The following is an 11,637-nucleotide window of genomic DNA, read 5'->3' as shown; positions in this document are numbered from 1 at the left end:
ACCGCGCAGCGAAGCAGGAACCCACCCGACACCGCAGCCCTCAACGGCACGGTAGGCGGGAATCGCCGTCCTTCAGGGCGGCGAGGATGTCAAGGGGCGGGCGGCTGAGAGCGGGGCCGGCGGCGTCCCACGCGGCGAGGGCGGGCCCCTGCCTCGGCGGCCCCGGGTGCGATGCCTTCGCGGGGGGTCGGTGTCGCCACCGGCAGGAGGGCCGGTGCCGCCGTGCCGACGGCGAAGGGCGGCCGGGGGAACGGCCGTTCAGGTGCGAAGGGCCGCCGGGGCGTGGTCGTTCAGGTGCGGTCGATGTGCACGTTGGTCGACTTGACCCGGGCTGTGGCCTCCATGCCGACCTCCAGGGCCAACTCCTCCACGGCCTCGCGGGTGAGGAGCGAGACGAGCCGGTGAGGTCCTGCCTGGATCTCCACCTGGGCCGCGACATCGCCCAGCTTCACCGCGGTGACGATGCCCGGGAAGGCGTTGCGCACCGAGGTGTACGAGACATCCGCCTCGTCGGTGCCGGCGATCTCCACCGAGAAGGCCGCCAGATCCCTGCCGTCGATGAGCCGGCGCCCGGTCTCGTCCCGGTGCGTCGCCACCCGGCCCGCGTCCGCCCAGCGGCGGGCGGTGTCGGGGCTGACACCGAGTAGACGTGCGGCTTGTCCGACTGTGTAGACTTGCATATGCAATAAAATAGGGCCCAAATCCTTGCGGATGCAAGGCTGACGCCCTTGCGGCTCCGGGGAGTTCTCCACGCGCCGACTCCGGGGAGTTCTCCACGCGCCGGATCCGGCCGCCGACGCCGGAGGGGAGCCGGGGCGCCCGCGGGCACCGCGCGTGCCAGGTGCCCCGTCACATGCCGCTGAAGCGCCCGCTCATCCCGTCGGCAGGGATGTGCCGGGGTCGACGTCCGCACCCCGCGTCCACGGCCCGCCGACGAAGCCGAACGGCGCGGCGTCCGCGAGGTAGAAGTGCCCCCCGGCAACGGTGTGCAGGGCGAAGCCGGCCCGGGTCGCCGCGTGCCATTGGGCGGCCTGGTCCGGAGTGACCCGTGGGTCCTCCTCCCCGACGAGCGCGGTGACCGGGCAGTCGAGCCGGGCGTCCTTGCCGGGCCCGTAGGCGGCCAGCATCCGGAAGTCCGCCCGTATGTACGGCATCATCACCTCCCTGAACACGGGATTGTCCAGAAGTCCGGCATCCGTGCCGCCGAGAGCGAGCAGCGCCGCGCGGACGGAGGCGTCGTCCCATGTCCGCGCGGGATCGGCGGCGGGGACCATGAGGTGCGGCGCGCGGGCCCCCGAGGCGAAGAAGTGGGCGAGCGCCATGCCCGTTCCCTCCAGGGCCAGCGCGGTCTCGAAGGCGACCGCGGCCCCCATGCTGTGGCCGAAGAAGGCCGTGGGCCGGTCGTCGGCGGACCCGCGGATCTCGGCCGCCACCTCCTCCGCCACGGCCCGGAGATCGTGCGGGGGCGCCTCGCTGATCCGTTCCGCTCGGCCCGGGTAGCAGACCGTGTGGACCTCGCAGTCCTCGACGGCCTGGCCCCAGCCGCGGAAGGCGAACGGCGACCCGCCGGCGTGCGGGAAGCAGATCAGCCTCCGTCCGGCGAGGGGCCGTCGTTCCACACAGCGAACCGCCACTGCTTCCTCGATCCTCGTCGCCCGGTACGGCCGGACGCCAGCCTACTGCCCGCACCTCGACGGCCCCTGGGGCGCGGCGGCGCCGGGCTGCCGGACGGGCCCGCGCCACCTGCTCACCGAACGTTCACCCTGTGGCCCGGCGCCCAATGTGGCCATGTTCCTGCCAATCCAGTGGGATCGCCGCCATGGCAGACCAGGGGCACGACCACACCCACGGACACGACCACACCCACGGACACGACCACCACACCCATGTTCACGGCCGACACGGTCAGGGGGCCGGCGGAACGAGCCGCAGAGCGCTGCTCGGAGCCGCCGCGGGCGGGATGCTCTTCATGGCCGCAGCGCCGGGCAGTGCCCGGGCCGCGACCACCGCCACCGCGGCCGCCGGCGGCACGGCCGCGCTCGCCACGGGCGGGGCGTCCAGGGCATCGCTGATCACCCAGGGCACGACGCTGGTCCATGCGGACCTCCACAACCACACGGCGATGTCGGACGGTGACGGGGACCCGGCCCTCGCCTTCGCCTCGATGCGCAGCGCGGGCCTCGACGTGGCCGCTCTCACCGACCACAGCGGGGTCTTCACCATCGGTGGTCTCAGCTCCTCCGAGTGGAAGCGCACCGCCCAGCTCGCCGACGCGGCGAACGTCCCCGGCGTCTACACCGCCATCCGCGGATTCGAATGGACCCACGCGCTGCTCGGGCATGCCAACGTGTGGTTCTCCGACAGCTATGTCGACATGTCCCTGGCCCCTGGCATGGGAGCGTTCTTCGCCTGGCTGGACGACAAGGACGCGGTCGCGGGCTTCAACCACCCGGGGCGCGAGGAGCTGCGCTTCAACGAGTTCGGCCACAACGCGGCAGCGCACGACCGCATGGTCAGCCTGGAGATGTTCAACCGCGGGGACGACTACCTCTTCGAGGGGTAGTCGTCCGGCAGGAGCTCACCGCTGGTCGCCTGCCTCAACGCGGGCTGGCGCACCGGCCTGACGGGTGTCACCGATGAACACGGCACGGACTGGGGCTTCCCCGAGGGCAAGGGCCGGAGCGGCCTCTGGGTCACCGAGAACACCAGGGCCGGAGTCCTGGAGGCGATGAGAGCGCGGCGCTTCTTCGCCACCCGGGTCTCCGGTCTGCGCCTCGACGCCACGGCCGGGGGCGTCCGGATGGGCGGGCAGCTGCCCCTCACCTCCGGGGACGTGCGGTTCCGGGTCGACCTGGACCGGGGCCAGGACTGGGTGGGCAAGCGGCTGGACATCCAGGTGCTCCGCCCCGGTGGGGCGGCGCCCGAGGTCGCCGACGTCGTCCCCGCGACGGCGGGCGCGATCACCGAGTTCACGGTGCCGCTGGACACAGCTGACGGCAACTGGGTGGTTCTGCGGATCTCCGACCCCACCCAGGTCAACGGCTCGCCCGGCCCCGCCGGGCACGCGTGCAACGACTGGGGGGTGGCGTACAGCAGCCCTTGGTGGCTGCAGGGCTGACCGCCCGGCTTCCGGGGAGCGCGGCGGGCCACGCCCTCCCCGGCGGCGGCGCACGGCCTCACGGCGGGGTGCCGGACCCGCCGTGAGAGCCTCCGGTGTGGAATGGCGCACAGCGGGGCGGGGTCCGCACCGCCCCCCGGACCCCGGATCCCTTGTGGCTGCGGGGCAGCGGGACGAGGGCGGCGGACGGGCCGCGATCGCGCTGTGACCCGGATCTCTACCGCGTCATGCGGCCGCGCTGGCACTGTGGTCAGGCCAGGGGGACCGACTGCCGACCGACCGAGTGAGATGCCATGACCGCGACCACGGCTGAGAACCGCACCCACGCCCGCGCCCGCACCGGCGGCCCCGAGGACGGACCGAAGGTCCTGGAGCACATCCTGGGCTGGACGCTCGTGGTCGTCCTCGCCATGTTCGTCACCCAGGCCGGCCTCATGTGACCCGGCAGGCCCCGGAACGACGGGTGGGGCGGGGCGCCCGCCCGGCACCCCGCCCCTGACCCGCCCTGCCGTTCGCCTACCCCGTCAGGGCCGGTTGATTGCAGGGTCAGTCGATGGCTTTGACGAGCTCACCGTTCGCGGTGTCGCCGCTCAACTCCCAGAAGAAGGTGCCTCCCAGGCCCTGCTGGTTCTTGTAGTCCATCTTCGTGGCGATGGTGGCCGGGGTGTCGTAGCTCCACCAGTCGGTGCCGCAGTGGGCGTAGGCGGTGCCGGCGACGGTGCCGGTGGCGGGGCAGCTGTTCTTGAGGACCTTGTAGTCCTCGATGCCCGCCTCGTACGTGCCGGCGGCGGCTCCGGTGGCGGTGCCGCCCGGCGCGTCCTGGGTGACGCCGGTCCAGCCGCGGCCGTAGAAGCCGATGCCGAGCAGCAGCTTGGAGGCCGGGACGCCCTTGGCCTTCAGCTTGGTGATGGCGGCGTCGGAGTCGAAGCCCTCCTTCGGGATACCGCTGTACGAGGTCAGCGGGGAGTGCGGGGCGGTCGGGCCCTTGGCGTCCCAGGCGCCGAAGAAGTCGTACGTCATCACGTTGTACCAGTCGAAGCTGGTCGCGGCGCCGGCGTAGTCGGCGGCGTCGATCTTGCCGCCGTCGGAGCCGTCCGCGGTGATCGCGGCGGTGACCAGGTTGCCGGAACCGAACTTGGCGCGCAGCGCCGAGGCGACCTTGCCGAGCGCGTCCGGGCCGCTGGTGTCGCAGGTCAGGCCGCAGGCGTTGGGGTACTCCCAGTCGATGTCGATGCCGTCGAAGACATCGGCCCAGCGGGGGTCCTCCACCAGGCTGTAGCAGGAGTCGGCGAACGCGGCCGGGTTCTGCGCCGCGGCGCCGAAGCCGCCGGACCAGGTCCAGCCGCCGAACGACCAGATGATCTTCAGGTCGGGGTGCAGCTTCTTCAGCTTGCGCAACTGGTTGAAGTTGCCCCGGAGTTCCTGGTCCCAGGTGTCCGCTACGCCGTCGACCGACTGGTCGGCGGTGTAGGCCTTCTCGTAGTCGGCGTAGGAGTCGCCGATGGTGCACTTGCCGTTCTGCACGTTGCCGAACGCGTAGTTGATGTGCGTCAGCTTGTCGGCCGAGCCGGAGGTCTCGACGTTCTTCACGTGGTAATCGCGGTCGTAGACACCCCAGTTGGTGAAGTATCCGACGACCTTGTTCCCGGCGGCCGTGGGGGCGGCCGCCGTGCTCGTCTCCGCGGCGGTGGGGGCGGCGCCGGCCGGGGTGGTTCCGGCGAGGCCCAGCAGGGCGGCCCCGAGCGCGACCGAGCACAGGGTCGCTGCGAGCGCCCTGAACCGGGCGCGGGGACGGTGAAGTCCGTTCATTGTGGCTCCTCGTGGGGGAGGGCTTGGAGGTGTGGGGGGTGTGTTCCCCAGCGCATCCGTTTGGCATGGACGCGCCGAGGCGTGGTCGAGACCGTAGATGGACTAGACCAGTTGGGTCAATGGTTCGGACCAATTTCGCTCCGAGCCCCCGCTCGCCGACCGGTGACGTGTGGGCTCCGATCGGGCATACTCAACGCGCCACAGCCGCTGGCCAGCGCCTCCCGTGATCCGGGCGGGCAGGATCGGCTGAGGAGCCGTAGATTTCCGGGCAGGGCCCGGGACCACCCGGCGGTGCCGCGCACACCCCGCGCGCGACCGTCGTCACGCCCGACAGGGAGGAGAGCGCCGTCATGTCCGACCGTGCCCCGCAGCCGGTGGAACGCCGTCTGCCCACCGAGGAGTCCCGGCAGCTCGTCGAGCTCGTACGCGACATCGTGTCGAAGGAAATCGCTCCCCGCGCGGCGGAGGAGGAGGACGCCGGTCTCTTCCCGCGCCCGGTCTTCACACTGCTCTCCGAGGCCGGACTGCTCGGTCTGCCGTACCCCTCCGAGCACGGCGGCGGCGACCAGCCCTACGAGGTCTACCTCCAGGTGCTCGAGGAACTGGCGGCCGCCCGGCTCACCGTCGGGCTCGGAGTCAGCGTCCACTCGCTCGCCTGTCACGCACTCGCCGGATTCGGTACGCGCGAGCAGCAGGCGGCACATCTGCCCGCGATGCTCGGGGGCGGCCTGCTCGGCGCCTACTGCCTCTCCGAGCCCTCCTCCGGCTCCGACGCCGCCTCGCTGCGGACCAAGGCGGTCCGGGACGGCGGCGACTGGGTGCTCACCGGGACCAAGGCCTGGATCACGCACGGGGGCATCGCCGACTTCTACACCGTCCTCGCCCGTACGGGGGAGGACGGGCCGCGGGGGATCACCGCCTTCCTCGTCCCCGGGGACGCCCCCGGGCTCGAGGCCGCCCTGCCCGAGAAGAAGATGGGCATGAAGGGCTCACCCACCGCCCAGCTGCACTTCGACGGGGTGCGCATCTCCGACGACCGCCGCCTCGGTGAGGAGGGGCAGGGCTTCGCGATCGCCCTCTCCGCGCTCGACTCGGGACGTCTGGGCATCGCCGCCTGCGCCGTCGGAGTCGCACAGGCGGCGCTGGACGAAGCCGTCGGATACGCCACCGACCGGCGCCAGTTCGGCCGGCCCGTGGCCGACTTCCAGGGGCTGCGCTTCATGCTCGCCGACATGGCCACCCAGATCGAGGCGGGCCGGGCCCTCTACCTGGAGGCCGCACGGCTCCGCGACGCCGGCCTGCCGTTCTCGCGGCAGGCCGCCATGGCCAAGCTGTTCTGTACCGACGCGGCCATGCGGGTGACGACGGACGCGGTCCAGGTGCTGGGCGGCTACGGCTACACCCTCGACTTCCCCGTGGAGCGCCTCATGCGCGAGGCGAAGGTGCTGCAGATCGTCGAGGGGACCAATCAGATCCAGCGCATGGTCATCGCCCGTCACCTCGCCGGTCCCGAGACCCGCTGATCCGGACTGGCCGGTCGGACCAGACCGGTGTCGTCATGATCCGGTTCCACTCCGGATCCTGACGGCCCGGCAGTGCCCGGCCGGCGCCTTCCCAGTGGCGCAGCATGGCCCGGTAGATGGGCGGATCCGTGCTGTGCGGCGTGGAGGGGCGCCGTGCGGGTTCCCCGGGCGGCGGTCCGGGCTGCGGAACCGATTCGCCGGACGCCGGTTCCGCGAGACGGTGCCGTGCGGGTCCGGCCGTTGAATGCAGCGTGGTCATACCGAGCCAACGCCGCCGGGGCTTTCGGGGTCACTGTCCTGCGGAATCGAGCGCCCGTTCCTCGGGCGCCGGGACGGCTGTCCGTGACGTACCGGACCCGCGCGGGCGCGGGAGCCGTTCGTTCAGGCGGCGTGCCGCTGTGTCGTCCGCGGAATGAACCGCACGGGTCGTGAGCCCGGCCCGCCGGCGTGCGAGAAGGGCTGCATCCGCCAGTCGAGGCCCTGAGGCAGAGTCAGCAGCAGTCCGGCCTCCTGCTCCTGGGCGTCGGCGGAGTCGTCGGCGGGAACCGCCTGCGAGGCGTCACGCCTCGTGCCGGGGCACACCGTGAGCACGAACGGGTTCCACGGCGACGGGCACAGCGCGTGCTCGGGGAGCACGTCCTCGTCCGCGAGGAGGGCGATCGGCTGGGCGCAGTCCGGGCAGACGACCCTGTACATCTCGAACGTGTCGTACGCGTCGGGACCGGTGTCCTCGTCCGGAGCGGCGTACGACTCGGGTTCCGGTTCGACGGGTCCGGTGAGCTTCAGGCTCTGCATGGGTGTTTCCCCCCTCGGGTGGGCCGACGAGGCGCCACGGCCTCGGCCACAGCAACCACTGCCCGCCGGAAGCCGGACGTAACCCGGGAGGCCTCCGGCTACCGAGGCGTAAACATGTGGCATTCATCACATGGCCCCCGAAGCTGCCCTTCCCAGGCTCCCGCGACTGTGCCTGGAGGGTCCCGGGGCCATAGGTTGATCCGCATGGAGGAGCTGGACCGTCAGATCGTGGAGTTGCTCGTCAAGGACGGGCGCATGAGCTACACCGACCTGGGCAAGGCCACCGGCCTGTCCACCTCGGCCGTACATCAGCGCGTCCGCAGGCTGGAGCAGCGCGGGGTGATCCGCGGCTACGCCGCCGTGGTCGACCCCGAGGCCGTCGGCCTGCCGCTCACCGCCTTCATCTCGGTGAAACCCTTCGACCCGAGCGCCCCCGACGACATCGCGGAGCGTCTCGCCGGGGTCCCTGAACTGGAGGCCTGCCACAGCGTCGCCGGAGACGAGAACTACATCCTCAAGGTGCGCGTCGCGAGCCCGCTGGAGCTGGAGCACCTGCTCACCCGGATCCGTTCACTTGCCGGCGTCTCCACCCGTACGACCGTCGTCCTCTCCACGCCGTACGAGGCGCGGCCGCCGCGCGTCTGAGGGCCCGGCGCCGGGGGGTGGGGGAGGAGCCGCTTCCGGAAGGCGCGAGACTGGTCCCATGACCGAGAGCACCGCCCCCCAGAGCGAACACCGCACCGTGCTGCTGCGCGGTGGAGACGTCCACAGCCCCGCAGATCCGTTCGCCACCGCGATGGTCGTCGAACGCGGCCATGTCGCATGGGTGGGCTCGGAGGGCGCGGCGGACGCGTTCGCCGCCGGGGTCGACGAGGTGGTCGACCTCGAAGGCGCCCTCGTCACACCTGCCTTCACCGACTCGCACGTGCACGTCACCTCCACCGGACTCGCCCTGACCGGGCTGGACCTGTCAGGTGCCCGCACCCTCGCCGAGGCGCTCGTCCGGGTACGCGCGTACGCGGACGCCGAGCCGTCGGGCGGGGTGATCCTGGGGCACGGGTGGGACGCCGCCCGCTGGCCCGAGCAGCGGCCGCCCTCGCGGGCCGAACTCGACGAGGCGGCCGGCGGCAGGGCCCTCTACCTGCCCAGGATCGACGTCCACTCGGCCGTCGTCACCACCGCCCTCCTCGACCTCGTGCCCGGTGTCACCACCCTGCCCGGCTACCACCCCGACGCCCCCCTGACCGGCGACGCCCACCACGCGGTCCGGGCGGCCGCCCACGGTGCCGTCACGCCGCGGCAGAGGGCCCGGGCGCAGCGCGAGGCCCTTGCGCACGCCGCCTCGCTCGGAATCGGCACCCTCCACGAGTGCGGTGGCCCGGACATCTCCGACGAGGACGACTTCACCGGACTGCTGAAGCTCGCGTCGCAGCAGCCGGGCCCGAGGGTCCTCGGGTACTGGGCCGAGCGTGTCCGCGGCGCCGACGACGCCCGCAGGATCCGGGAGCTCGGTGCGATCGGAGCCGCCGGTGACCTGTTCGCCGACGGCTCGCTCGGGTCCCACACCGCGCTCCTGCACGAGCCCTACGCGGACGCCCCGCACACCGGCACCGGCCGCCTCGACGCCGAGCAGATCGCCGCCCATGTGACGGCGTGCACCGAGGCCGGGCTCCAGGCGGGCTTCCACGCCATCGGCGACGCGGCGGTCTCCGCCGTGGTGCAGGGCGTCCGCGCCGCCTCGGAAACGCTCGGCCTGGCCCGCGTCCGGGCCGCCCGGCACCGGGTGGAACACGCCGAGATGCTCACCCCGGAGACCGTCGCGGCCTTCGCCGAGCTCGGTCTGACCGCCTCGGTGCAGCCGGCCTTCGACGCCGCGTGGGGCGGCCCGGACGGTATGTACGCGCGGAGGCTCGGGGCGGACCGCGCGGCGACCCTCAACCCGTACGCCGCCCTGCTGCGGGCCGGGGTGCCCCTCGCGTTCGGCTCGGACAGTCCGGTCACCCCGCTCGACCCCTGGGGCACCGTGCGGGCGGCGGCCCACCACCGCACACCCGGCCACCGTGTCTCCGTGCGCGCCGGCTTCACCGCCCACACCCGGGGTGGCTGGCGCGCCGTGGGCAGGGACGACGGCGGAGTGCTGGTACCCGGCGCACCGGCCGACTACGCCGTCTGGCGCACCGGAGAACTCCTGGTCCAGGCCCCGGACGACCGGGTGGCGCGATGGTCGACGGATCCCCGGTCCGGCACCCCTGGCCTGCCCGATCTCACTCCGGGGGCGGCGCTTCCCGTCTGCCTGCGCACCGTCGTCCTCGGACAAACGGTCTATGTACGGCCGAACGAGTGACGTCGGTACGTTCCGTACCGCCGATCGATGGCGGCCAGGCTCCGCCGCGACCTGCTGCTCCTCCGTACTGACCTGGCCTTTTCGTAAGAAAGCACAGGTCAGGGGAGTATTGACAGAAAGCGCCCGGAGGCCGGTAGGTTCGGCCGGGTCCACCACTGGACGTCCGACCGGTCAGACCTCCACGCAGTCGTCGAACGCCGCTGGGTCACGGGGCGGTGCGCCGCACCGGCGCACCGCCACTGACAGCCAGGTTCAGCGCCCGCGCCTCGGGGGCGAGGGAAGGTTTCGTCCGGACGGCAGGTGTGACCCGGGTGGGGCCCGGAGGTTCAGTAGACAACGGCTCTCGGTCGACCCGCAGCCAGCGGGTCCCAGGCCGGCCCGAAGGACGCCGGGCCCCCATCCGCAGGTGCGTCCTTCTGTCCGCAGTTCCGTGCTTCTGTCCGTGTGGCACACGCCGTCCCGAGACCGCGTCGGCGTCGGGCCCCGGTGTGCTGGATATGGTGTGCACCTGCGTACGGACTCTAAGGGGCAGTAGTGAACGACGGCGGTCAGCGGCAGTTCGGTCCGCTCGGCAAAGTCTTGGTGATCATCCCGACCTACAACGAGGCCGAGAACATCAAGCCGATCGTCGCGCGGGTGCGGGCCGCCGTTCCGGAGGCGCACGTCCTCGTCGCCGACGACAACAGCCCCGACGGCACCGGCAAGGTCGCCGACGAACTCGCCACCGCCGACCAGCACGTGCACGTGCTGCACCGCAAGGGCAAGGAAGGACTGGGGGCCGCGTATCTGGCCGGCTTCCGCTGGGGCTCCGAGCACGGCTACGGCGTCCTGGTCGAGATGGACGCGGACGGCTCCCACCAGCCGGAGGAGCTGCCGCGCCTCCTCACCGCTCTGAAGGGCACCGACCTGGTGCTGGGCTCGCGCTGGGTCCCGGGCGGCCGGGTGGTCAACTGGCCCAGGCACCGGGAGTTGATCTCGCGCGGCGGCAGCATGTACTCGCGCCTGCTGCTCGGCCTCTCGGTACGGGACGTCACCGGCGGCTACCGCGCCTTCCGTACGGAGACCCTGGATGGACTCGGCCTCGACGAGGTGGCCTCCCAGGGTTACTGCTTCCAGGTCGACCTCGCGAGGCGGGCGGTGGAGGCCGGGTACCACGTGGTGGAGGTGCCCATCACCTTCATGGAGCGCGAGATCGGCGACTCCAAGATGAGCCGCGACATCCTCGTGGAGGCTCTGTGGCGCGTCACCGGGTGGGGCGTGACCGGCCGTGCCAACAAGATGCTGGGCCGTAAAGCTCCCTGACCGGCCTTGATCACCCCCTTATGCCGCTCGCACGCTCCTGCAGGCACACTTGGGGGCATGACGACCGGCACACTGCCTCCGAACCGTCCGAGGCGTTCACGCGCACGTACCCTCCTGCCGCTCGGCGTCGCAGCCTGGATCGTCCTGGAGATCTGGCTGCTGACCGTCGTGGCCGGTGCGGCGAACGGCTTCACCGTGCTGCTGATTTTGGTGGGCGGCGCCGTCCTGGGTGCCGCGGTGATCAAGCGGGCGGGCCGCAGAGCCTTCCGCAACCTCACCGAGACCCTCCAGAGGATGCCGGGGCAGCCCGCCGCCGAGGCCCCGGCCACACCCGGGAGCAAGGGCAACGGCTTCCTGATGCTGGGCGGCCTGCTCCTGATGGTCCCCGGCCTGATCTCCGACGCCCTGGGGCTCCTGCTCCTGCTGCCACCCGTCCGTTCCCTGCTCGGGCGCTACGCGGAGCGCTCCCTGGAACGCCGGATGAGGGCGACGACGCCCGGCGGCCTCACCGACGCGTTCCAGCAGGCGCGCATGCACCGCCCGGACGGCAAGGTCGTCCAGGGCGAGGTCATCCGTGAGGACGCGGCACCCGGACGGCCCCGCCCCGACGAGGGCGGACAGCGCCCGCCCCTGGCCCCCTGAGCAGGAGCGGCCCTCTCCTCCCGACGTCCGGGGGAGAGGACCGCTCGTACAGCGGGGCCCCGGACCACGCGCAAGAGCCGCGGGCCGCGACACAGGTACTGTGT

12 protein-coding genes are annotated in these 11,637 nt (G+C 72.3%); 8 read left to right on the top strand and 4 right to left on the bottom strand.

Going from position 1 to position 11,637, the window contains the following annotated elements:
- Positions 1-290: 290 nt before the first annotated feature.
- Both ACFXOA_RS31725 and ACFXOA_RS31720 read right to left on the bottom strand, forming a co-directional pair.
- Positions 291-680 carry a molybdopterin-binding protein gene (locus ACFXOA_RS31725; RefSeq protein WP_385035554.1) on the bottom strand — a complete coding sequence of 130 codons (390 nt, stop codon included), beginning with the start codon at positions 678-680 and terminating at the stop codon, positions 291-293.
- Between the two features lie 192 nt (positions 681-872).
- Positions 873-1,619: a thioesterase II family protein gene (locus tag ACFXOA_RS31720; RefSeq protein ID WP_385035552.1), complete on the bottom strand. Its 747-nt coding sequence runs from the start codon at positions 1,617-1,619 to the stop codon at positions 873-875.
- A gap of 200 nt (positions 1,620-1,819) precedes the next feature.
- Between ACFXOA_RS31720 and ACFXOA_RS31715 the strand changes: the two genes are divergently transcribed.
- From ACFXOA_RS31715 to ACFXOA_RS31705, 3 genes are all read left to right on the top strand, one after another.
- Positions 1,820-2,563, top strand: a complete 744-nt coding sequence (locus tag ACFXOA_RS31715) for a DUF3604 domain-containing protein (RefSeq protein ID WP_385035550.1) — start codon at positions 1,820-1,822, stop codon at positions 2,561-2,563.
- Between the two features lie 165 nt (positions 2,564-2,728).
- Positions 2,729-3,118 (top strand): hypothetical protein, encoded by a 390-nt coding sequence (locus ACFXOA_RS31710; RefSeq protein WP_385035548.1) that lies wholly within the window; start codon positions 2,729-2,731, stop codon positions 3,116-3,118.
- A gap of 293 nt (positions 3,119-3,411) precedes the next feature.
- A complete protein-coding gene (locus ACFXOA_RS31705; protein WP_385035546.1) occupies positions 3,412-3,558 on the top strand; it encodes an SCO1431 family membrane protein in 147 nt (48 codons plus the stop codon).
- A 106-nt stretch (positions 3,559-3,664) separates the two neighbouring features.
- Here the strand turns inward: ACFXOA_RS31705 and ACFXOA_RS31700 are convergent, their stop codons facing one another.
- On the bottom strand, positions 3,665-4,927 hold the full coding sequence (locus tag ACFXOA_RS31700) for a glycoside hydrolase family 18 protein (protein WP_385035544.1): 1,263 nt from the start codon (positions 4,925-4,927) through the stop codon (positions 3,665-3,667).
- 350 nt (positions 4,928-5,277) lie between these two features.
- Between ACFXOA_RS31700 and ACFXOA_RS31695 the strand changes: the two genes are divergently transcribed.
- The gene (locus ACFXOA_RS31695) at positions 5,278-6,450 is read left to right on the top strand and encodes an acyl-CoA dehydrogenase (protein ID WP_385035542.1); all 1,173 of its coding nucleotides are present in this window, start codon (positions 5,278-5,280) and stop codon (positions 6,448-6,450) included.
- 381 nt (positions 6,451-6,831) lie between these two features.
- Here the strand turns inward: ACFXOA_RS31695 and ACFXOA_RS31690 are convergent, their stop codons facing one another.
- A complete protein-coding gene (locus ACFXOA_RS31690) occupies positions 6,832-7,245 on the bottom strand; it encodes a hypothetical protein (RefSeq protein ID WP_385035540.1) in 414 nt (137 codons plus the stop codon).
- A 204-nt stretch (positions 7,246-7,449) separates the two neighbouring features.
- Here ACFXOA_RS31690 and ACFXOA_RS31685 point away from each other — a divergent pair, with 204 nt between their 5' ends.
- The 4 genes from ACFXOA_RS31685 to fxsA all read left to right on the top strand — a co-directional run bounded on the left by ACFXOA_RS31685 (position 7,450) and on the right by fxsA (position 11,533).
- Positions 7,450-7,890 (top strand): Lrp/AsnC family transcriptional regulator, encoded by a 441-nt coding sequence (locus ACFXOA_RS31685; protein ID WP_362550797.1) that lies wholly within the window; start codon positions 7,450-7,452, stop codon positions 7,888-7,890.
- Positions 7,891-7,948: 58 nt separating this feature from the next.
- Positions 7,949-9,589 carry an amidohydrolase gene (locus ACFXOA_RS31680; protein ID WP_385035538.1) on the top strand — a complete coding sequence of 547 codons (1,641 nt, stop codon included), beginning with the start codon at positions 7,949-7,951 and terminating at the stop codon, positions 9,587-9,589.
- A gap of 534 nt (positions 9,590-10,123) precedes the next feature.
- Positions 10,124-10,891: a polyprenol monophosphomannose synthase gene (locus tag ACFXOA_RS31675; protein ID WP_385035535.1), complete on the top strand. Its 768-nt coding sequence runs from the start codon at positions 10,124-10,126 to the stop codon at positions 10,889-10,891.
- A gap of 57 nt (positions 10,892-10,948) precedes the next feature.
- Entirely contained in the window at positions 10,949-11,533 is a 585-nt protein-coding gene (gene fxsA / locus ACFXOA_RS31670; RefSeq protein WP_385035533.1) for an FxsA family membrane protein, read from the top strand.
- Positions 11,534-11,637: the final 104 nt, after the last annotated feature.

This window comes from Streptomyces sp. NPDC059166 (assembly GCF_042755185.1).
Classification (GTDB): Bacteria; Actinomycetota; Actinomycetes; order Streptomycetales; family Streptomycetaceae; genus Streptomyces.
The sequence above is the reverse complement of the archived record's forward strand: the minus strand, read 5'-3'. Positions and strand labels throughout refer to the sequence as shown.

Bases quoted from the DNA above. Each gene is read 5' to 3' on its own strand.
- ACFXOA_RS31725 (WP_385035554.1), bottom strand. From the start codon at position 680: ATGCAAGTCTACACAGTCGGACAAGCCGCACGTCTACTCGGTGTCAGC.
- ACFXOA_RS31715 (WP_385035550.1), top strand. From the start codon at position 1,820: ATGGCAGACCAGGGGCACGACCACACCCACGGACACGACCACACCCAC.
- ACFXOA_RS31710 (WP_385035548.1), top strand. From the start codon at position 2,729: ATGAGAGCGCGGCGCTTCTTCGCCACCCGGGTCTCCGGTCTGCGCCTC.
- ACFXOA_RS31705 (WP_385035546.1), top strand. From the start codon at position 3,412: ATGACCGCGACCACGGCTGAGAACCGCACCCACGCCCGCGCCCGCACC.
- ACFXOA_RS31700 (WP_385035544.1), bottom strand. From the start codon at position 4,927: ATGAACGGACTTCACCGTCCCCGCGCCCGGTTCAGGGCGCTCGCAGCG.
- ACFXOA_RS31695 (WP_385035542.1), top strand. From the start codon at position 5,278: ATGTCCGACCGTGCCCCGCAGCCGGTGGAACGCCGTCTGCCCACCGAG.
- ACFXOA_RS31690 (WP_385035540.1), bottom strand. From the start codon at position 7,245: ATGCAGAGCCTGAAGCTCACCGGACCCGTCGAACCGGAACCCGAGTCG.
- ACFXOA_RS31685 (WP_362550797.1), top strand. From the start codon at position 7,450: ATGGAGGAGCTGGACCGTCAGATCGTGGAGTTGCTCGTCAAGGACGGG.
- ACFXOA_RS31680 (WP_385035538.1), top strand. From the start codon at position 7,949: ATGACCGAGAGCACCGCCCCCCAGAGCGAACACCGCACCGTGCTGCTG.
- fxsA (WP_385035533.1), top strand. From the start codon at position 10,949: ATGACGACCGGCACACTGCCTCCGAACCGTCCGAGGCGTTCACGCGCA.